The 19,641-nt window shown below is 56.5% G+C and carries 19 protein-coding genes; 5 read left to right on the plus strand and 14 right to left on the minus strand.

Annotated features, from left to right (window positions below):
- Nucleotides 1-7 precede the first annotated feature (7 nt).
- Together LQZ21_RS09590 and LQZ21_RS09595 are read right to left on the minus strand one after the other, a co-directional pair.
- Nucleotides 8-712, minus strand: a complete 705-nt coding sequence (locus LQZ21_RS09590; RefSeq protein WP_411044109.1) for a PIG-L deacetylase family protein — start codon at nt 710-712, stop codon at nt 8-10.
- A gap of 25 nt (nt 713-737) precedes the next feature.
- Nucleotides 738-1,982, minus strand: a complete 1,245-nt coding sequence (locus LQZ21_RS09595) for an ROK family transcriptional regulator (protein ID WP_411044110.1) — start codon at nt 1,980-1,982, stop codon at nt 738-740.
- Nucleotides 1,983-2,121: 139 nt separating this feature from the next.
- On the opposite strand from LQZ21_RS09595, the gene LQZ21_RS09600 reads away from it, so the two are divergent.
- Complete coding sequence (locus LQZ21_RS09600) at nt 2,122-3,327, plus strand: mannitol dehydrogenase family protein (RefSeq protein WP_411044111.1); 1,206 nt, start codon at nt 2,122-2,124, stop codon at nt 3,325-3,327.
- Nucleotides 3,328-3,473: 146 nt separating this feature from the next.
- On the opposite strand, the gene LQZ21_RS09605 is transcribed toward LQZ21_RS09600, so the two are convergent.
- The 3 genes from LQZ21_RS09605 to LQZ21_RS09615 all read right to left on the minus strand — a co-directional run bounded on the left by LQZ21_RS09605 (nt 3,474) and on the right by LQZ21_RS09615 (nt 5,340).
- The gene (locus tag LQZ21_RS09605) at nt 3,474-4,208 is read right to left on the minus strand and encodes an HAD family hydrolase (protein ID WP_411044112.1); all 735 of its coding nucleotides are present in this window, start codon (nt 4,206-4,208) and stop codon (nt 3,474-3,476) included.
- Between the two features lie 3 nt (nt 4,209-4,211).
- Entirely contained in the window at nt 4,212-4,799 is a 588-nt protein-coding gene (gene pyrE, locus LQZ21_RS09610; RefSeq protein ID WP_411044113.1) for an orotate phosphoribosyltransferase, read from the minus strand.
- A gap of 61 nt (nt 4,800-4,860) precedes the next feature.
- Nucleotides 4,861-5,340 (minus strand): glutathione peroxidase, encoded by a 480-nt coding sequence (locus LQZ21_RS09615; RefSeq protein WP_411044114.1) that lies wholly within the window; start codon nt 5,338-5,340, stop codon nt 4,861-4,863.
- Nucleotides 5,341-5,404: 64 nt separating this feature from the next.
- Here LQZ21_RS09615 and LQZ21_RS09620 point away from each other — a divergent pair, with 64 nt between their 5' ends.
- From LQZ21_RS09620 to LQZ21_RS09630, 3 genes are all read left to right on the plus strand, one after another.
- A complete protein-coding gene (locus LQZ21_RS09620) occupies nt 5,405-5,758 on the plus strand; it encodes a hypothetical protein (RefSeq protein ID WP_411044115.1) in 354 nt (117 codons plus the stop codon).
- A gap of 77 nt (nt 5,759-5,835) precedes the next feature.
- Nucleotides 5,836-8,505, plus strand: coding sequence for a bifunctional acetaldehyde-CoA/alcohol dehydrogenase (gene adhE / locus LQZ21_RS09625; RefSeq protein WP_411044116.1), 2,670 nt, complete (start codon nt 5,836-5,838; stop codon nt 8,503-8,505).
- 271 nt (nt 8,506-8,776) lie between these two features.
- A complete protein-coding gene (locus LQZ21_RS09630) occupies nt 8,777-9,181 on the plus strand; it encodes an acyl-CoA thioesterase (protein ID WP_411044117.1) in 405 nt (134 codons plus the stop codon).
- A gap of 163 nt (nt 9,182-9,344) precedes the next feature.
- Here the strand turns inward: LQZ21_RS09630 and LQZ21_RS09635 are convergent, their stop codons facing one another.
- The 4 genes from LQZ21_RS09635 to LQZ21_RS09650 form a co-directional block, all read right to left on the minus strand.
- Nucleotides 9,345-9,896 (minus strand): chromate transporter, encoded by a 552-nt coding sequence (locus LQZ21_RS09635; RefSeq protein ID WP_411044118.1) that lies wholly within the window; start codon nt 9,894-9,896, stop codon nt 9,345-9,347.
- Nucleotides 9,893-10,471, minus strand: a complete 579-nt coding sequence (locus LQZ21_RS09640; protein WP_411044119.1) for a chromate transporter — start codon at nt 10,469-10,471, stop codon at nt 9,893-9,895. Before LQZ21_RS09640 ends, LQZ21_RS09635 begins: the two co-directional genes overlap by 4 nt.
- Nucleotides 10,468-12,366 carry an aspartate--tRNA ligase gene (aspS, locus tag LQZ21_RS09645; RefSeq protein ID WP_411044120.1) on the minus strand — a complete coding sequence of 633 codons (1,899 nt, stop codon included), beginning with the start codon at nt 12,364-12,366 and terminating at the stop codon, nt 10,468-10,470. The genes LQZ21_RS09640 and aspS overlap by 4 nt, the downstream gene beginning before the upstream one ends.
- Before the next feature lie 277 nt (nt 12,367-12,643).
- Nucleotides 12,644-13,465, minus strand: coding sequence for a cytidylate kinase family protein (locus LQZ21_RS09650; protein ID WP_411044121.1), 822 nt, complete (start codon nt 13,463-13,465; stop codon nt 12,644-12,646).
- A gap of 167 nt (nt 13,466-13,632) precedes the next feature.
- Here LQZ21_RS09650 and LQZ21_RS09655 point away from each other — a divergent pair, with 167 nt between their 5' ends.
- Nucleotides 13,633-14,259, plus strand: a complete 627-nt coding sequence (locus tag LQZ21_RS09655; RefSeq protein ID WP_411044122.1) for an NUDIX hydrolase — start codon at nt 13,633-13,635, stop codon at nt 14,257-14,259.
- A gap of 9 nt (nt 14,260-14,268) precedes the next feature.
- Here LQZ21_RS09655 and LQZ21_RS09660 read toward each other — a convergent pair whose 3' ends face one another.
- The 5 genes from LQZ21_RS09660 to purM all read right to left on the minus strand — a co-directional run bounded on the left by LQZ21_RS09660 (nt 14,269) and on the right by purM (nt 19,457).
- Nucleotides 14,269-14,664 (minus strand): pyridoxamine 5'-phosphate oxidase family protein, encoded by a 396-nt coding sequence (locus LQZ21_RS09660; RefSeq protein WP_411044123.1) that lies wholly within the window; start codon nt 14,662-14,664, stop codon nt 14,269-14,271.
- Between the two features lie 73 nt (nt 14,665-14,737).
- Entirely contained in the window at nt 14,738-16,033 is a 1,296-nt protein-coding gene (purD, locus tag LQZ21_RS09665) for a phosphoribosylamine--glycine ligase (RefSeq protein WP_411044124.1), read from the minus strand.
- 41 nt (nt 16,034-16,074) lie between these two features.
- Nucleotides 16,075-17,703 (minus strand): bifunctional phosphoribosylaminoimidazolecarboxamide formyltransferase/IMP cyclohydrolase, encoded by a 1,629-nt coding sequence (purH, locus tag LQZ21_RS09670; protein WP_411044125.1) that lies wholly within the window; start codon nt 17,701-17,703, stop codon nt 16,075-16,077.
- Between the two features lie 10 nt (nt 17,704-17,713).
- The gene (gene purN, locus LQZ21_RS09675; protein ID WP_486401691.1) at nt 17,714-18,349 is read right to left on the minus strand and encodes a phosphoribosylglycinamide formyltransferase; all 636 of its coding nucleotides are present in this window, start codon (nt 18,347-18,349) and stop codon (nt 17,714-17,716) included.
- Complete coding sequence (purM, locus tag LQZ21_RS09680; protein WP_411044127.1) at nt 18,342-19,457, minus strand: phosphoribosylformylglycinamidine cyclo-ligase; 1,116 nt, start codon at nt 19,455-19,457, stop codon at nt 18,342-18,344. Before purM ends, purN begins: the two co-directional genes overlap by 8 nt.
- Between the last annotated feature and the right edge of the window lie 184 nt (nt 19,458-19,641).

Genomic DNA, 19,641 nt, shown 5'->3' on the forward strand with positions numbered 1-19,641 from the left:
TGCCGAATTAAGGCAAAAAACGCCGGGGGTGCAGCCGGGGCCAGGCGGCGTACTGCCTGAAACCTTCGGCGAAGGCGCAGTTCGATTGGAGCCCCCGGTACTTGTTGCAGGTCCGCACAAAATCAAGAAAATCAATGTTATCGTGTTCCCTCATCCAGACTACCTGACTTTCATGACAACTGATAGCGTCAAGTTTCTTTTCTATCTCCCCGGTAATATCCACATACTCGGTGGGAATAAAGTTGATCCCCGCCAGGGTATCCATAAAAAAAACCGGAGGGAATATGCCGGTACCGGGAGTCCCGGTCAGAAGATGGGGGATTGTAGTAGCAAAGGAGACATCCTGGGCCAGAAACGAAACCTGTTCATGATCCCGCATATAATCCTGGGGATTATGGGTGATAATGAGGTCCGCCTTGGTATAACGGACCACTTCGGTCAGGGCGTCTCTGACTTTTTTATCCGATGCCTCCGGCTCCAGATCCCCGACATCAAGGGAAATGGATTCGGCGCCGATCACGGCGGCGGCGTTCTTTGCCTCCCGGTCACGGATCTCCCGCAGCTCCCCGGGCTGAATGACCGCATGGCCCAGATTCCCGTTGGCAATATGGCACATAAATACCTTATGCCCCTGTTTCACGTATTTCGCCAAAGTACCGCCGCAGCCGATTTCCAGATCATCGGGATGACACCCAATTCCTAAAATGTTCATCGCTCCTCCTCGTTATATCCGGTTCTTAATCCCCAAGATATATGGTATTTACGGTTTCAACGGAAATAGTAAAGATCCGGTCAAGAAAAAAACGCAGGACCCCCAGGTTTTCCGCATCATGGGCTATGCCGCTGCCGACTATCTGGCTGGAAATATCGGTACATACCCCGTTAATTCCGGGGATTTCGACCCGCGCCAGTACCATATTCAGAAAGGTTCTGCCCAATTCCAGTATATTGCCGCCGACAACAATCTTTTCGGGATCAAACATGCAGATCACATTACTGATGCCCAGGGCGATTTTTTCCGCAATATCCCGGGCCGCCGCCATAACCGCAAGGTCCCCCTGCTCCAAGGCTTCCCGGATAAGCCGGTAATTTATCCGGACAGGGTCACCGCCAATCAGGGCATAGAGGACCCCGTTTTGGTCCCCGCCCGCCCGGGCCGTAAATTCTTTAATCACCGCGGTTTTGCTGATCTGATTTTCCAGGCAGCCTTGTTTTCCGCAGACACAGCGGGGCCCTTTGGGATCTATGGACATATGACCGATCTCACCGGTAAAGAGCCTGCCGTTTACCATGATGCCCGCCCCTACTCCGTCGTCGATGTTAAAATAGATCAAATCGCCGTTTTTTCCGCCGTATACATATTTGTACTCCGCATACGCCCGGGCGGAGGACTGGTTTACCGCCACCAGCGGGATCTGTGGACACATGCTTTTAAGTTCTTTCAGCAGATCAAAATTTTTATCCGTGTCCAGGATGGACAGATTGATGGATTTTTCCGTCTTGTTGATTTTGGCGGGAATAGAAACACACACCACCAGCAGCCGGGATTCATCCAGGCAGGAAGACCGGGATTTTAGCATATTCCATATTTTCGCGGCACATCCGTTTTTATAAACTATCCTATGGGAAAATTGTTCCAGCTCCCGGCCCCGTATATCATAGAGTATATAGTGGTAATGGTCTTTCCGCAGGGAGAGGGTAATGATCTGCGCCCGATCCCCGTTAATCTCAAGGCCTATGGGTTTTCTTCCTGAAGAGTCCGATGCCCGTTCGCCGATCATCCTGATAAGCCCCGCATCCATAAGTTCCTCCATAAGGAGGGAAACGGTGGAGCGGCTCAGATTCGTAATCCGCGATATTTCAATACGGGAAATGCCTTCATTTTCAAAGACCAGATCAAAGATCTGTTTGATATTAGATTCTTTGATGATACTTTGATGCGGCCTGGATTTAAGGTTGTTTTCAAGGTTGATAAATTTCATATGCTCCGCATTAGTTTGTAGGATGAACTAATTATAGCATTTTTATACCCCCCGTCAATAGCTATGGGAGTTCCTTAAACGACAGTTTTTACGGTTCCCTGCAATTGACAAATGAAATTTCCGCCCCTATAATTATTCCATGAAAGCGGTGATCTACGGCGCCGGAAATATTGGCAGAGGCTTTATCGGGCAGCTTTTTGCGGCATCGGGATACGAGCTTACCTTTATCGACGTGGCCGAACCGGTCATAGACGGCATAAACCAAGCGGGCCGTTACCCGGTGAGGCTCCTCTCCGACAGCGGCGGCGTGGACTGCTGGATCGAGGGGGTACAGGCGGTCAACGGCAGGGACCCGGAAAAGGCGGCGGAGGCCATAGCCGCGGCGGACATCATGGCCACGGCGGTAGGGGTCAGGGTCCTTCCCCGCATAGCCCCGGTCATTGCGGAAGGAATAAAAAAGCGCTTCGCAAAAAACGGGAGCTGCCTTAACATCATTATCTGCGAGAATCTCATTGACGCCAATAAGCTGCTGGAAAAACTCATCAAGGAACATCTGCATGAACTGGAGAAAGATTTTTTTGATAAACATATAGGTCTGGTGGAAGCTTCCATCGGGCGTATGGTTCCCCTGCAGACTCCGGAGATGCAGGACGGGAACCCGCTGCGGATCTGTACCGAAACGTACGGTTTTTTGCCCGTGGATAAGGACGCCTTTAAGGGGGAAATCCCGCGCATCGAGGGAATGTGTCCTTTCAGTCAATTCGATTTTTACCTTCAGCGCAAACTCTTTATCCATAATATGGGGCACGCGGTTTCATCGTACCTGGGGATGCTCCAGGGGGACGAGTTCCTGTACCAGGCTGTCCGGCGGGGGGACATAGGCTATATCGTTCAGAATGCCATGCTGGAAAGCGCCCTTGCCCTTTCGGCAAAATTCGGCGCCTCCCTGCCGGACCTCCTCGGGCACATTCGGGATCTGCTCCGCCGCTTTTCCAACCGGGCCCTCAGGGATACCTGCGCCCGGGTAGGCGGGGATACCACCCGCAAACTCGGTCCCCAGGACCGGCTCATAGGCGCCATCCGCTGCTGCGGGGAACAGGGGATCCCGCCGGCCTTTATTTCCCTCGGCTGCGCCGCCGCGCTGTTCCGCCACCTGGAGGAAAACCAGCAGCCCCAAACCCCCAAAGCCGCCGCCGCCGCCCTGGCGGAAGTATCCGGCCTGGGGGCGTCTTCGCCTGACGCCGCCGGCATACTTTCCTTCCATTCCATGATTACAAAGAAAGCCGATTTTCCGGAACTCATCACCGCCGCTGCTGATGCGGCCTATAAACCCGGAATCATTTAGACCCAACAGGATGCCGCCAAATTCCATAACTCCTATCTCCTCATTCCTCTCCTCTTTGTTCGGGTGGTTCGTGTTGGTTCGTGGTTAAATTTCTTTGGGCTTTTCGTATTATTAGGAGTACGACGGGAAGACCGTGATATGAGCCCTCACGCCTGCGGTTCCGGGCCCCAGGGGATAAGCCGCCGGATTTCATCCAGGCTTTGGATCACCCGGTCCGCGTCTTTACCCAGGGCTTCGATTTTTTCAGGCCAGATGCGGCTAATATATTCGGTGGTGAGGACCGGGATCATCCCCGCGGCCCGGGCACCGGTCAGTTCCCGGTGACCGCCGTCCCCCACATAGAGGCAGGCCCTGCTTTCCAGCCGGAGTTTTTCCGCAGCCAGGGCAAATATACGGGGATCGGGTTTTAAAAGCCCTTCCTCGCAGGAAAAAATGATCTGGTCAAAGGCACGGCTCAAGGCCGAACCCGGCCAATACCGGATATCCATAACATCGGCGTTGCTGACCAGGGCAATTTTGTACCCCCCTTCCCGGAGCTCCCTGAGGAGGGTGAGGTTTTTCTCTTCGATACCGTAAATCGCCCTTCGTATCCGTTCCATCCGGGCCTCCGCGGCCCGGCATATCCGGTCCGGGGAAACGCCCAAGCCCCGGAGGGTGCGGGTCATAATCTGCACCGGGTCCCGAAGCTTTCCCCGGCCCCAGGTCTCATAATCCGCCGTATACCGCGCCTCAAAATCTTCCCGATCCATTCCCAGGACCGCGTATTCGCTTTCCCCTGCCACGCGCTGGTCCAGGGGGTTTATCAGGGTAAAAAAAAGGTCGAATACCACCGCGCCTAGGGGCCCGCGCCCCAGGAAGGGTGTTTCCGGCGGAGCGGGCATGGCCTAGAATTTCCGGGAACCGGGTTTTACCACGGGGATCCCCTGGGCGCAGAGCCCGCAGGAGGGGGCGTCCCAGTCGGAAACCGCCACGGTACAGGCGGCATAGAGGGGCCAGGACAGGGGCGCCCCCGGAGCCCGGCGGTCTACCAGGCAGGCGAGGGCGGTAACCCGGGCCCCGAGCCCTTCCAGGACCACGGCGCTTTCCCCGGATGACTTTCCCGTCGTGACCACGTCTTCGGCGATGAGGATAGCCGCGCCCGCTTCCACTGCAAACCCCCGGCGCAGGGTCATGGCTCCCCGTTCATCCCGTTCGGTGAAAAAGGCGGGGAGCCCCAGCTGACGGCCCAACTCATAGGCCACCAGGATCCCCCCCATGGCGGGCCCCACAATGGCGTCTATAACCAGCCTGCCCGCGTCCAGGTCCTGCCGGATCCGTTCCGCCACCGGCTGCAAGGCTGCCGCCGCCCGGTCAGGGTACTGTAACAGCCGGGCGCATTGAAAATACCGGTCCGAATGCCGCCCCGAGGAGAGCAAAAAATGCCCTTCCAGCATAGCCCCGGATTCCCGCAATAGGGCAATAGTCTCGTTCATATAATATTCCCCCGTCCCTTAAAAGCCTTGCAGCCCATCCGCATCATCCATAATCCATGGATTACAAGCCCAACAGCTCCACCAGGTCTTTTTCAATCACTTCCGGTTTTTGATCCGGGCCATACCGCCGAACTACCCTTCCGTTTTTGTCCACCAGAAACTTGGTGAAGTTCCATTTGATACGTGCCCCCAGGGTACCCGTCTGTTGTTCTTTCAGATAGGCATACAGGGGACTTGCGTTCTTGCCGTTCACGTTGATCTTCGCAAAACGCGGAAAGGTAGTATGGTAATGCAAGGTGCAAAAATCTTGAATCTCCGCATCGTCCTCGGGTGCCTGGCCGCCAAACTGATTGCAGGGGAAATCAAGAATCTCGAAGCCCTTTTCTTGATAACGGGCATATAATTGCTGCAAGCCGGTATATTGCGGCGTAAAACCGCAGTGGGTTGCCGTGTTTACGATCAAAAGCACCTTACCCTGGTACCCGGCAAGGGAAACATCTTCCCCATCAATATTTTTAACAGAAAAATCATACAACTCCATGACACCGCTCCTTACGTAAACAAACGCAAATTTTCCTCTTTTGCAGGAAATCTATCAGCGATAGTTGTATCTTTTTACCTGTTTTGTCAATAGCGCAGCGTCCTATCAGGAATTTGGGCGCATTTCCGGCGCTGCGCGCCGGAAACCGGGCTTTTCGGGGCTCCGCTATCGCTCCGGCCCCGGCGCACAGCGCCGTGGCTGCTTCGCACCCCTCCAATCCCTTGCGCGGCGGCTTTGCGGCGCCTATGAACCGGTTGGCAGCAATCCTCAATTTAAAATAACCACGAAAAACACGAACTTTTACTTCGATGCCCTGAAATTAATCCCTGAATTCTTTCTTTTGTTCGTGAGGTTTGTGTGGTTCGTGGTTTTCTTTGTTGCAACTGCGACTTACCGACCAGTTGGTACGGTTCCTTGACAAAAATAGTTTTTTTCATTATTTTATAGATAGAAATATATCGATATATTTCTATCTATATTTAAACGGAGCATTGTATGGCAATAAGTACCCAGGAAGCATTAAACGAACTGGTGGTGCGGGTGGCCGCGGCCCAGCGGAAATTCGCCGAATACACCCAGGCCCAGGTGGATGTTATCTTCCGCCATGCCGCCCAGGCGGCTAGCGAGAACCGGCTCAAGCTGGCCAAACTCGCGGTGGAGGAAACCGGCATGGGGGTTTTCGAGGACAAGGTGATCAAGAATCAGTTTGCCTCGGAATTCATCTACAACAAATATGCGGCGGAAAAAACCTGCGGTATCATTGAGGAGGACAGCGAGGCGGGGATCGTGAAGATCGCCGAACCCATCGGTCTTATCGCGGGGATAGTCCCCACCACCAACCCCACCTCCACCGCTATTTTCAAGAGCCTTATCACCCTGAAAACCCGGAACGCCATCATCTTCTCCCCCCATCCCCGGGCTAAAAAGGCCACCGTGGAGGCCGCCCGGATCGTCCGGGACGCGGCGGTCAAGGCCGGCGCCCCCGAGGACGTGATCGCCTGGATCGACGAACCCACGGTGGAGCTTTCCTCGGCCCTGATGCGCCACCCCGGGCTGAACCTGATCCTGGCCACCGGGGGGCCGGGCATGGTCAAGGCCGCCTATTCCTCGGGGAAACCCGCCATTGGGGTAGGGGCGGGGAACACCCCGGCGATTATCGACGAGACCGCCCACCTCAAGATGGCGGTGAGTTCCATCCTGATGAGCAAGTCCTTTGACAACGGGATGATCTGTGCCAGCGAGCAGTCGGTGATCATCCTGGATGCGGTGTTCAAGCAGGTGACCGAAGAATTTGTCCTCCGGGGGGCCTATATTTTGAGCCCCGGGGAAAAGGAAAAACTCGGGGCGGTGATCATGAAGGACGGCAGGGTCAACGCGGATATTGTAGGGCAGCCGGCCTATAAAATCGCCGCCATGGCGAATATCACGGTCCCTGAGGAAACCAAGGTCCTCATCGCGGAAATCAACGAGGTTTCCCCCAACGAACCCTTTGCCCACGAAAAACTCTCCCCGGTGCTGGCCATGTTCCGCGCCCGGGATTTTGACGACGCCTGCCGGATCGCCCGGGAGGAGATCCAGCTTGAAGGGCTGGGGCACACCGCGGTACTGTACACGGATCAACACAACCGTGACCGGATCAAGTTATATGGGGAGATGATGAACACCGGCCGGGTGCTTATCAACATGCCCGCCAGCCAGGGGGCCATCGGGGATATTTACAATTTCAAGCTGGAGCCCTCCCTTACCCTGGGCTGTGGAAGCTGGGGAGGGAACGCGATCAGCGAAAACGTGGGGGTGAAACATCTGATGAATGTAAAAACCATTGCCGAGCGGAGGGAAAACATGTTGTGGTTCCAGGTACCGCCCAAGGTTTATTTCAAACAAAACGCCGTCTCCGAAGGGCTCCGGGATCTCCGGGGCAGGAAGCGGGCGTTTATCGTTACCGACAAATACCTTTTCGACGCGGGGTTTGTGAACCGGGTAACCGTCCCCCTGCAAAGCATGGGGATCGAATACGAGATCTTTTTTGATGTCCGCCCCGACCCGGACCTGGCCACCATCTACAAGGGGGTGGATATCATGAACATCTTTAAACCCGATGTGGTGATCGCCCTGGGGGGCGGTAGTCCCATAGACGCCGCCAAGATCATGCGGCTCATGTACGAACAACCCATGGTTCAGTTTGGGGAACTGGCCATGCGGTTTATGGATATCCGGAAGCGGATCTACAAATTCCCCGAATTGGGGAAAAAGGCGATCTTCGTGGCGATCCCCACCACCTCCGGGACCGGCTCCGAGGTAACCCCCTTTGCGGTGGTCACCGATGAAAAAAAGAACATCAAGTACCCCATCGCCGATTATACCCTGACCCCGGACATGGCCATTGTGGACCCGGACTTTATCATGAATATGCCGAAAAGCCTTACCGCCTATTCAGGGCTGGACGCTGTGGTCCACGCCACCGAAGCCTATGTGTCGGTCTTTGCCACGGAGTTCACCAACGGCCTGGCCCTGGAAGCGCTGCGGCTCCTCTTTAAGTACCTCCCCGGAGCGTACCAGGAGGGGGCGAAAAATCCCAAGGCCCGGGAAAAGGTCCACTATGCCTCCACCATGGCGGGGATGGCCTTTGCCAATGCCATGCTGGGGGTCTGCCACTCCATGGCCCACAAGCTGGGTTCCGCCTTCCACGTTCCCCACGGCCTGGCCAATGCGGTACTCCTTACCCATGTGATCCGGTACAACGCGGTGGACGCCCCCCGGAAACAGGCGACCTTCCCCCAATACAAGTACCCCGTGGCCATAGACCGGTACGGCCGGATCTCGGACTACCTGGGGCTGGGGGGCAAAACCCCGGAGGACAAGGTGGAAAAATACCTGGCGGCCCTGGAGGCTTTAAAAAAGGAATTGGAGATTCCCCCCACCATCCGGGACATCGGTATCGAGGAAAAAGCCTTCCTGGATATCCTGGAGGATATGTCCATGCAGGCCTTTGACGACCAATGTACCGGCGGCAACCCCCGTTACCCCCTGCTGAGCGAAATAAAACAGCTCTACCGGGACGCCTACTACGGGACCGGGGAAAAACCGCCGCGGACCGAATCCGGGGCCATAACAAACGCCCCAAAACCCGCGGTCCGGGGGAAAAAGCCCCCTACCAACAATTAAGAGCAAGGGGAGCGCCGGTAAAGGATGAACTAATTTTATCCTGCGACAAGCCGCTGCCGACACGGTACCCCCTCCTTTCCCTTCGAACAGGGGGACCCGGCAGGTCATTTTGCAACCTGTTTTGCCTGCGCGGGTCTAAATAGAGGGGGTCGTAAAAACCCACCTGAGTTTTGAAACCGGTTCTTCATTTTATATGGGGATTCCGGGAAAGTTTGACGGCCGAACTTTTAGACAAAAATTCCGATTATCGGGATTTCTTTTGGAGTTTTTTATGTTTTCGACGACGGTAAGTCCCCGGTTTGGGGATGTGGACGGCTTGGGGCATATCAACAACGTAATTCTGGCGATCTGGTTCGAATCGGCCCGGACTCCCCTGTTCCGTATCTTTTGTCCCACCTTGAGCCTTTCCCACCAGGACTGGACCCTGATCATGGCCCACACGGACTACGATTTTCTGGACCAGCTTTTCTTTCACCATGATGTGGAAATCAGAACCTATGTGGAACGGATAGGAACCAAATCTTTTACGGTGGGCCATGAAGCCTGGCAGGAAGGGCGGTTCTGTACCAAGGGTACGGCGGTGATTGTCCACTATGATTTTATTAAGGGGGAAAGCATCCCCATTCCCGAGGACAAAAAGAAACTCCTGGCGGAACATCTGCGGCCCCCAAGATGATTGGAAGACGGAGACCATACCCCGGAGCTTGCTCCTGGGTTCTTCATTAACCACGAATCACCCGAAAAACACGCTCCTTTTGTTCGAAACGTCACCCCTATTTTTCAAGTCCTATGCCAAAGCAGCATAGTTTTCAGCGCTACTGCCCGCTGTTAACCATGCGTTACAAACCCAAAACTATCCCCGCGGCCCCTGCGGCCAGGATGTACCACACCGGATGCTTTTTGAAGCGATAGATAAGCAGAAACAGCAGGACAAACAGGGCCAGTTCCGGCCAGTGGATCCGGTCATACCAGCGGGGGGCCGGACCGCTATACAGGGAAAGCCGGATAACCCCCAAGCCCGCGGCGGCGATGAGCCCGGTGGCCGCGGGACGAAGGCCCTGAAAAACCGAAGCCACCACCGGGCTATTCCTAAAGGCGGTGAGGATCCGGGCCACGATGAGGATTACGATAATCGAAGGGGTGATCAGCCCCAGGGTAGCGATCACCGCCCCGGCGATACCCGCGGCCTGAAACCCCGCATAGGTGGCCATATTCACCCCGATGGCGCCGGGGGTGGATTCGGAGATGGCGATCATATCGGCGATGGTCTCGTAACTCAGCCAGTCGTAGTGGTCCGCCAGCCGGTAGAGGAAGGGCAGGGTCGCGAGTCCGCCGCCCACGGCAAAAAGACCGATCTTGAAAAATTCCCCAAAGAGGATGAGAAAAATCACGGTGCCCCTTCCCCGGAATTGGAAGGTCCCGTGGCAGGGCGCTTGTTCCGGGGCCGGTAGAGCAGGAACCCCGCAAGGCCGGCGCTTATCACCATCGGTACCGGGGAGATCTTAAAAAACGCCGAAAGGCCGAAAACCACGAGGCAAAGCGCCAAAGCCTTGAAATCCTTCACCGCCCCCTTAAAGAGTTTGCGGACCGCATCCAGGATAAGCGCCCCCACCGCCACCCGGATCCCCTTGAGGGCATGCTGGACGACCTCGGATTCGGAAAAATTTTGCAGCCCCGCGGCAATGACCGTAATAATGATAAGGGAAGGAAGCACAAACCCCAGGGTGGTCACGATGCCTCCCAGGATACCCTTTTTTTTGCATCCGATAAACGTAGATACATTTACCGCGATAATCCCCGGGGTAACCTGGCCTATGGCATAATAATCCATCACCTCGTCCATGGTAGCCCAGCCCTTATGCCGCACCAGTTCCCGCTCAATCACGGGAAGCATGGCATACCCCCCGCCAAAGGTAAGACATCCCATTTTAAAGAAGGTCCACAAAAGGTCCAGATATTCTTTCACGGCTTTTTTTCAGGGGGCTTGACCACCGCCAGGTGGAGTTCATCCAGTTGTTTGGGATCCACCTCCCCGGGGCTGTCGTCCATGGGACTCACCGCAAAGGAATTTTTCGGGAAGGCGATCACCTCTTTGATCGAAGTTTCCCCGGCCATGAGCATCACCAGCCGGTCCAGTCCCAGGGCGATACCTCCATGGGGGGGAGCGCCGTATTTAAACGCCCCGGTAAGGAAGCCGAACTTTTGCTCCGCCTCCTCCGGGTCAAAGCCCATAATGCTGAAGATCCGCTGCTGCAATTCCGGGTCGTGAATACGAATGGAACCCGAAGCCTGTTCAAAACCGTTAAGGACCAGGTCGTAGAGATCCCCCTTGACCGCTCCGGGGTCCTGTTCCAGGGTGGCATGGTACTGTTCCTGGGGATAGGAGAACATATGGTGGGCCGCTTCCCAGCGGTTTTCCTCGTCATTAAATTCAAAGAGGGGAAAGTCCAGGATCCAGACAAACTCAAAACGGCCGGGGTCCAAAAGGCCCAGGTCCCGGCCAAGCTTGGACCGTACCGCCCCCAGGGCGATGTTGGCGATCCGCCGGTCGGCATCGGCGGTGATCAGGATCAGGTCCCCGGGCTTGGCTCCCAATCCGGAGAGGATCCTTTGGGCCAACCCGTTTTCGCCGGAACTTCCGTCTCCAAAAAACTTGGAGACCCCCCCTTCCAGAACCGGGGCCTCTTCGGTGCCCGCCACCTTCATCCAGGCCAGGCCCTTGGCCCGGTAGATCTTCGCCTGGGCCTCAAGCTCCTCGATCTGCTTCCGGGAATAGGGGCCCTTCCCCGCCTTGCCCATAAGTTCTCCGGGGACCACCAGGGCTTTAACGCCGCCGCTGTTTTGGGTGATACCCCGGGTGGCCGCGGCAGCCTTGGCCGCTTCCCCGGCAGTGAGGGCGTCCTTGAAAGCCTGGAACCCTCCCTCCGCCGTATAGGGACCAAAGTCCTGGAGGGGCATAGCAAAACGGAGATCCGGCTTATCCGTACCGTAACGTTCCAGGGCCTCCTCAAAGGTCAGCCGGGTAAAATGGGGGGGAAGTTCCCGGTTCAGGGTTTTCTTAAAGGCATAACCCAAAAGGCCCTCGGCCGCGGCCAGGACATCCTCCCGGCTCACAAAGGACATTTCGATATCAATCTGGGTAAATTCCGGCTGCCGGTCCCCCCGGGCATCCTCATCCCGGTAACAGCGGGCAATCTGGAAATACTTGTCAAATCCCGCCACCATGAGGATCTGTTTGTAGAGCTGGGGGGATTGGGGCAGGGCATAAAATTTCCCCGGATAGAGCCGGGAGGGTACGAGGTAATCCCGGGCGCCCTCCGGGGTGGAGCGGATAAAAGTGGGGGTTTCAATTTCGTAAAAATCCTGAGAAGTCATCCACTCCCGAACCGCAAAACACAGCTCGCTGCGGAGCCGGATCCGCCGCTGCATGCCCCCGGATCGGAGATCCAGGTACCGGTAGGTAAGGCGGGTTTCCTCTTTGGCGTCGGATTCTTCATCAATTTGAAAAGGAAGTACCTCGGAACGGTTTAACACAAGGAGTTTTTCCGCGGCCACTTCAATTTCACCGGTGGCCATTTCAGGGTTCACCATCGAGGGGGGCCGGGGGCGGACGATCCCTTCCACGGCGATACAATACTCGTTCCGGAGTTCCCCGGCGATACGGGCCAATTCCTTTTCCGCTCCGGTCTCCCCGGCGGCATCCACCACCACCTGGGTTATCCCATACCGGTCCCGAAGGTTAATGAAGGAAATTCCCCCGTGATCCCGTTTTCGGTGTACCCAGCCGTTGAGGATCACCTTCTTCCCTACATCGGCCTTACCCAGGGCGCCGCACGTGGTTGTACGCTTCAAGAATTCCATAACGTAACTATACCTGCTGGAAGGCAGCCTGACAAGAACCCCTCCCTCGGTCCGGGCAATTCTCAGTTTCAACAAAGGACCGAAAAAACCACGAACCACACGAACTTTTCATTAAGATCATGCTTTTGTTCGTAATTAATCATCTAAACAATATCCAGTACCAAATTTCCTAACTTCTAACTCCTCCTTCCTCTTTGTTCGTGTGGTTCGTGTAGTTCGTGGTTAATTATTCCCCCCGGTTCGTGGTTACATCTCTTTGGTTGTACCGGCTTAGGTACTAAGGCATCACACTGTATTCCTGAACCACCTGGATCTCTGACCGCACATCGGCCACCGGGGGGACTTCCCGGGCGGAAGAAACCGCCGCTTCCACCAGGGCTTGGGAACTGGCAACGCCGTACAGGGTTACCGCGTTTTCCGAAGATGAAGATTCCAGGAAATGGATCGGTATTTCCTTTTCATAGAGAATATGATGAACCACCCGCTGCGACAGGATCAATTCCCGGAGTTTCCGGAGGTTTTGGATCTCTATTTCCTCGGAGATCAGTTTTTCCAGGAGGTTTTTGATGAGTTCCGCACATGCCGCCGGCGATAAATAACCGGTGTTCAGGGTAAGATGGTAATTGTCCGGGGATCGCCAATCAATATCAAAAAAATAACGGTGAAATCCCACACGGTTTTGATCGCTTTGCTCAATGATCTGCCGGGCCCGCCGGTCATCGCAGTGGAAATAACTCTTTACCCGCTCATTCCGTATTTCGCCGGGGGCAACCAGAAAGACTGACAAGACTCCGGGTATGTTTCTAAAGACCGCCCCGGCTCCCCGGCCGATAAAAACACAATTTCCGCTTCCGGCTTCGGCAAAGATCGCGGTTTTTAAATAATGAAGATAATCATCCCGGTCCTGGGATAGGGACGCAAAAAGGGACGGCTTCCGTTCATCGTACTTTTCAAATTTCCGATCCGCCACGCCGTAAGATTTTATCCGTTCCTCCAGGCTCAGCTTATCCACAAAACGGTAATTCAAAAGTTTCGCCAGCTCATGGGCAGTTTCATCTCCCATGGCTGCCAATTCACGGGAAATCGTAATAATCGCCATCGCAAACTCCTTTAGGGCGCCGCTAAAGCCACGTCGTTTATGCTCCCTTCTCTTAGCATAAAGCCAAGGATCGATCTTGTCAAAAGGTTTTTTGGGGTGTGGCAGGTTCAGGCTAGCTGTTTGCCAATCTCCGGTGCCTGGCACGCTAAATTGACGGACCCAACGATATGAAGTATATTCATCTATGGCTACGGAATGGGGGAAAGAACGATGGTTCCCCGGATTCCGGCCAAAAGGATACTATGGATACTGGTCATCTTATCTGGAAGGAACAGAGCCGGAAGCAGGTTTTTACCTGTCCGGTATTTTCGATTCATGAGACTTCCAGCCTGTCCCCGGAGGGGGAGCGTAAGGGTTTTACCGTACTGGAGGCCGCGGATTGGGCCATTGTCATTCCGGTGGTAGAAACGGAGCAGGGAAAGGCCTTTGTCATGGTCCGGCAATGGCGTCATGGTTCCCGGGAACTGAGCCTTGAATTTCCCGGGGGCGTTGTAGAGCCGGGGGAAGATCCCGCAGCGGCGGCAGCCAGAGAACTGGAGGAAGAAACCGCCTATGCGCCGGGAAAAATACGGAAAATCGGGGAGATGCGCCCAAATCCGGCGCTCATGTCGAACCGGGTTCACTTTTTTTTAGCCGAATCCCTGGAATACCGGAAGACCCGGCATTTAGACGAGGATGAATATATAGCGGTGGAAATTATCCCGGAGAACGAGGCGCTCAAGGACATGGGCAGCCCCCCCTATGTGCATGCCCTCATGGCATCGGCGCTGGGCCTGTATCTGCTAAAGCGCTAAGGCCCCGGCTTACAACCGGATCTCCTGCCTGCCCCCCTGCATATCGCTAAAAACCGCGGTTCCCTGCTCAAAATAGAAAACTTCAAATATACCGTCATCCACGGAATACATCTGCTTTATCCTGGGGAGCGCCTCCAGGATCTTTTCTTTTGCCTCCCGGGAAGTATCAAAGGCCACCACTCCGGAGATTCTGAGGGTTTGCCCCTCCGGTGAACAGGCGCCGAGCTCCACCTTGGGGTTGGCTTTCATCTGCTTGTACATCTCCTTTTGGTTATTGGTACAAAGGTAGAGTTTACCTTTGTATTCCATCACCGCTCCCATGGGACGCAGCCTGGGTTGATCCCCCTCGGTAGTGGCAAGAAAAAAAACCTGCTGGTCCTGCAAAAATTTGATTATCTCTTCCATAAAAACGCTCCCCTTTACTATTAATTTGAGTTAATTTAAAAACTGAGGTTCTAAAGCAGCCTCATTTAACACCCTATTCACGGCCTATGTCCCGGCGGAAGGCCATGCCGTTAAAGTGCACGGCCTCTATGGCCTGGTAGGCCCGGGCATGAGCCTCATCGCCGTCGCTGCCCCAGGCGGATAGTGCCAGGACCCGGCCTCCGGCAGTATACAGGTCCCCTGCATCGCCGGTCGATGCCCCGGCGATAAAAAGCCGGGCCCCGGTTTTGGCGAGGACCTCCCGGTCTATGGTGATGGGGTCCCCCTTGCGGTAGGAACCGGGATAGCCCCCGGCGACCGCCACCGGCGCGTAAACCGCGCCGGGCTTCCAGCGCAGGGAAAAACTCCCCAGGCTTCCGTCAAGCATGGAAAGGCACAATTCCCCCAGATCCGATTCCAAAAGGGGAAGCACCGCCTGGGTCTCGGGATCCCCCAACCGCACATTGTACTCTAAAAGAAAACATTGATCTTCCCTGACCATGAGGCCGAAAAAGATAAACCCCCGGTAATCCATCCCTTCCTGTTCCATACCCTGGAGGGTCGGCTCCAGGATGGCCCGCCGGAAATCCTCTTGGGCGGCGGGGGAAAAATCCGGCACCGGGGCAATGGCCCCCATACCCCCCGTATTGGGTCCCTGCCCTCCCTCAAAACGGCGTTTATGATCCCGGGCGGACACAAAGGGAAGGATGGCCCCACCGGCCTTTCCCGGCGCGGAACTCACCGCGGCCAGGATCGATACTTCCCGGCCCGCAAGATAATCCTCCAGCACCACGGTTTGCCCCGCCTCGCCCAGGGTGCTCTCCCGCATAAAGGCCTTTAGGGCGTCCTCCGCCTCACGCTGACTGAGGGCGATGATCACCCCCTTGCCCGCGGCAAGGCCGTCGGCCTTGATCACCAGGGGGGGCGGGTTATCCCGGGCAAAATGTTTTGCCCCGTAGGCTACGGCCGCGCCGTGATCCGTAAAGGTTGTGCTCCGGGCCGCCCGGACGCCGTACTTTTCCATAAAAGACTTGGCAAAGCCCTTGCTTGCCTCCAGCCGGGCGGCGTTTTTGTCGGGGCCTACGATAGTTAACCCCGCGGCGCGAAACCGGTCCACCACCCCTGCCGCCAAAGGCGCCTCGGGGCCTACCACGGTAAGGTCTATCCCCTCCTGCCGGGCCCAGGCGGCCAGGGCAGCCTCATCGGAAACGGGAAGGTTGACGCATTTGGCTTCTCCGGCGGTACCGCCGTTTCCAGGGGCGACAAAAACCCGGTCTATCCTATCCGACTGGGCCAACTTCCAGGCAATGGCATGTTCCCTTCCCCCTGAACCGATAATCAAAACCTTCATACTACCTTTCCTATAATAGCGCCAGTCGAAAGCCTTGGCCGCTAATGTTTAAAATGCCGGATCCCGGTAAAAACCATGGCAAGCCCCAGCTTATCGCAGGTTTCAATGGAAAGCTTGTCATTCTGGGAGCCCCCGGGTTGGATGATGGTCTTGATCCCCGCCGCAGCCGCGGCCTCGGCCACATCCGGAAAGGGGAAAAAGGCATCCGAAGCCAGAACCCGGGCGGGGACGCCGTCGTCTTTCCCGGCTTCGGCAGCAGCGGCGATCAGCCGGGCGCTCCGTTTCAGGGCCAGCTCCGCCGCCCAAATCCGGTTGGTTTCGCCTCCCCCTATGCCCACCGCGGCCTGATTTTTTACCACCACTATGGCATTGGACTTAACATAGGCCACCGCCCGCATCCCAAAGATCATATCCTCCCTGTCCTCAGGAAGGGGGGCTGTTTTGGTAACCACCTCCCATTTTTCCAGGAGCCGGCGGTTTACGTCCTGCACCAATAAGCCGCCGTCAATGGCAGCATATTCCACCTGCTCCCGGGGAGCAGCCGGGGCGCGGATGATCCGGAGGTTTTTTTTCTTTTTGAGGATCTCCAGGGCGTCTTCCTCAAAATCCGGCGCAGCCACAATTTCCAGGAAAAGTTCCCCCAGTTTTTCCGCGGTAGCAGCGTCCACCGGAACATTGGAAGCGACAATACCCCCAAAGATGGAAACCGGATCGCAGGCATAGGTTTTTTCGTAGGCCTCCCCCAGGGTATTCCCCAGGGCTATTCCACAGGGGGTATTGTGTTTTATTGCCACACAACAGACCGGGGATTTCCCCCTGGCCGCAGCCGAAAGCTCCGGTAACAGCCGCTCCAGGTCTTCCTCCCCCTGGGGCTTGGTATGATCCGCCCCCAGGCCAAAGGCGCACACCGCTTTCCAGGCCAGATCCAGATCCCGGATATTGTTGTAACTGAGTTCCTTGCCGTGGAGTTGTTCCATGGCCCCCAGCGCCCCCGGGCGGTCGGTGTTTAAATAAAGGGCAGCCCCCTGGTGGCCGTTTTCGCCATACCGCAGGGTTTGGGCTTTGCGGAGGGAAAGGGGCAGATACTCCGGGTATTTCTCATCCAGGAGGTACCGGGCAATGGCCCCGTCATACGCGGAGGTAAGGTCAAAGACCTTTCCCGCCAGGCGCTTGCGAAATTCCGCGCTGAGGGTTCCCGCTTTGAGGCCGGCGATAAGGTCCCCGTAATCCGCCGGGTCGGTAAGGACCAGCACATCCCGGTAATTTTTCGCCGCCGAACGGAGCATGGTGGGTCCCCCGATGTCGATGAACTCCACGGTCTCCTCCAGGGAAAGTCCGGCCTGGACCTTTTCAAAAAAAGGGTAGAGGTTCACACAGACCAAATCAATGGGAGAAATCTTCAACTTTTCCAGGGTGTCGAGGTGGGATTTTTCATTCCGCCGGGCGAGGAGTCCGGCGTGAATCGCGGGATGCAGGGTTTTTACCCGGCCGTCCAGACATTCGGGAAATCCGGTCACCGCCGCCACATCCGTAACAGGAAGCTGATGTTCCTCCAGATATTTTGCGGTTCCCCCGGTGGAAAGGAGCTCCCACCCTGATCCGGCCAAAAACGAAGCCAGCTCCAGGATACCGTCCTTGTTAAAGACGCTGATCAGTGCCCGTTGTTTCATGCATTCTCCCTCAAATGGTAAGTTTTTCCGCCATCATGGCCGCGGCCGCAACTATGGCGATATGTTCCTCCCCATGGATCCGTTCCGCGAGCCCCTCCGGGGTATCCCCGGGAAGGACCGGGACCTTCCGCTGCAGGAGGATCGGCCCGGTGTCGGTCCCCGCATCAACCAGGTGTACGGTGCAGCCCGACTCTTTTTCCCCTGCCGCCAGCACGGCCCGGTGAACCCGGAGGCCGTACATGCCCGGCCCGCCAAACTTTGGCAGCAGGCTTGGATGCAGGTTGATGATCCTGCCCCCATAGGCCTGGATAAAGTCCCCCTCAAGAATCGAGAGAAAACCCGCCAGCGCCACCAGGCCGATCTTCCGCTCCCGGGCTATCCCCAGAAGCCGATCCGAAAGATCCCGCCGCCGCTCCTTTGGGGCGAGGAGGGGATTCACCGGTTCCGTCAGGGTGGGGATCCCCGCGGCCGCCGCCCGCGTAAGGGCATAAACCTGGGGACGATCCGAAACCACGATAGCCACCCGCCCGGGACCCAGCCGGCCCTGTTTTTCCGCATCGATCAGTGCCTGGAGGTTGGTACCGCTCCCGGAAACCAGGACCAAAATATCCACCGGCCCCCGGCCGGAAACAGGCGGGTTAGACAAAAGCCACGGCTCCGGTAGTACCCCGGGCGGCCTTGACCGTCCCTATTTCCCAGGCGGGATACCCCCGGCGGTCGAGAAAATCTATCGCCCTGCCGCTGTCCTCCGGGGCCAGGGCCAGGACAAAACCTATCCCCATATTGTAGGTGTTGAACATTAATTTTCGCAGGGCTTCATCCGTTTCCAGCAGTTCCGCCCCCGCCTCCTGGGCTTGCGGGCCGGTAGAGCCGCCGCCGGCCACTCCCCAGGCGATCCGGGCAAAAACAGGGGGAATGGTCCAGGCGTTACCGGTCCCCGCTGCTTTGGCAGGGGGGATGCCGAAGACCGCATCCAAGGGGCGGGAAAACATCCGGGGGACATTTTCGTAAAAGCCCCCCCCGGTGATATGGGCCATACCCCGGACTTCCATCTGCTCCAGCAGGGCCAGCACGGGTTTTACGTACAGCCGGGTCGGCTCCAGCAAGGCCATTCCCAGGGGCATACCGCCAAAATCCTCATGCAAATCGGGAAGGACCTTACGGATAAGGCTGAACCCATTGGAGTGGGGCCCCGATGAGGCAATTCCCACGAGGGTATCCCCCGCTTGTATCCTGCTTCCGTCTATGATATTTTTCCGGTCAACCATACCCACGGCAAATCCCGCGATATCGTATTTGCCCGCTTCGTAGAAACCGGGCATCTCCGCGGTTTCCCCCCCCAGGAGGACGCTCCCGGTTTCACGGCAGCCGGCAGCCACCCCCGTAACGATTTCCGCCGCCACCTCCGCATCAAGTTTGCCGCAGGCGATGTAGTCCAGAAAAAACAGGGGCCGCCCTCCGTGGCAGAGGATATCGTTTACACACATGGCCACACAATCAATGCCCACGGTATCATATTTTTTCAGCTTAAAGGCCAGTTCCAGCTTGGTACCAACCCCATCGGTGCCCGAGACCAGCACCGGATCTTCCATTCCGGCGCCGGCCCTTATCAGTTCCTTAAGGGAGAACATTCCCGCAAAGCTGCCTATCCCATTGATCACCGCCGCATTGGTGGTTCCCGCGGCCAGGTCCCGGTATTTCGCCACCGCCCGGTACCCTTCCTCAATATTAACCCCGGCTTGTTTGTAATCCATGTCCTGTCCTTTCATCCGGAAAGCGTACTACCCCGCCGCCCGGCTCTGCCGCACGGTATCGTTGGAGTTTACTATAGCATTGCGGGGGGATTAAATCAACAACCCCGCCGCAAGCGGTCGGGGTATGTTGTTCTCATAAGGTATTTGACTCAGGGTACATACCCTTGGTTCCGCCCCAAGGGGC

Origin of the sequence: Treponema sp. TIM-1 (genome assembly GCF_046533115.1) — a bacterium.
In the GTDB taxonomy this organism is placed as follows: Bacteria; Spirochaetota; Spirochaetia; order Treponematales; family Breznakiellaceae; genus JAIRMO01.

What these genes read in the sequence shown, in the direction of transcription:
- LQZ21_RS09590 (WP_411044109.1), bottom strand. Translation starts at nt 712, where the DNA reads ATGAACATTTTAGGAATTGGGTGTCATCCCGATGATCTGGAAATCGGC.
- LQZ21_RS09600 (WP_411044111.1), top strand. Translation starts at nt 2,122, where the DNA reads ATGAAAGCGGTGATCTACGGCGCCGGAAATATTGGCAGAGGCTTTATC.
- LQZ21_RS09615 (WP_411044114.1), bottom strand. Translation starts at nt 5,340, where the DNA reads ATGGAGTTGTATGATTTTTCTGTTAAAAATATTGATGGGGAAGATGTT.
- LQZ21_RS09605 (WP_411044112.1), bottom strand. Translation starts at nt 4,208, where the DNA reads ATGCCCGCTCCGCCGGAAACACCCTTCCTGGGGCGCGGGCCCCTAGGC.
- purH (WP_411044125.1), bottom strand. Translation starts at nt 17,703, where the DNA reads ATGAAACAACGGGCACTGATCAGCGTCTTTAACAAGGACGGTATCCTG.
- aspS (WP_411044120.1), bottom strand. Translation starts at nt 12,366, where the DNA reads ATGGAATTCTTGAAGCGTACAACCACGTGCGGCGCCCTGGGTAAGGCC.
- LQZ21_RS09650 (WP_411044121.1), bottom strand. Translation starts at nt 13,465, where the DNA reads ATGGCGATTATTACGATTTCCCGTGAATTGGCAGCCATGGGAGATGAA.
- LQZ21_RS09660 (WP_411044123.1), bottom strand. Translation starts at nt 14,664, where the DNA reads ATGGAAGAGATAATCAAATTTTTGCAGGACCAGCAGGTTTTTTTTCTT.
- pyrE (WP_411044113.1), bottom strand. Translation starts at nt 4,799, where the DNA reads ATGAACGAGACTATTGCCCTATTGCGGGAATCCGGGGCTATGCTGGAA.
- LQZ21_RS09630 (WP_411044117.1), top strand. Translation starts at nt 8,777, where the DNA reads ATGTTTTCGACGACGGTAAGTCCCCGGTTTGGGGATGTGGACGGCTTG.
- purM (WP_411044127.1), bottom strand. Translation starts at nt 19,457, where the DNA reads ATGGATTACAAACAAGCCGGGGTTAATATTGAGGAAGGGTACCGGGCG.
- LQZ21_RS09595 (WP_411044110.1), bottom strand. Translation starts at nt 1,982, where the DNA reads ATGAAATTTATCAACCTTGAAAACAACCTTAAATCCAGGCCGCATCAA.
- adhE (WP_411044116.1), top strand. Translation starts at nt 5,836, where the DNA reads ATGGCAATAAGTACCCAGGAAGCATTAAACGAACTGGTGGTGCGGGTG.
- purD (WP_411044124.1), bottom strand. Translation starts at nt 16,033, where the DNA reads ATGAAGGTTTTGATTATCGGTTCAGGGGGAAGGGAACATGCCATTGCC.
- LQZ21_RS09655 (WP_411044122.1), top strand. Translation starts at nt 13,633, where the DNA reads ATGAAGTATATTCATCTATGGCTACGGAATGGGGGAAAGAACGATGGT.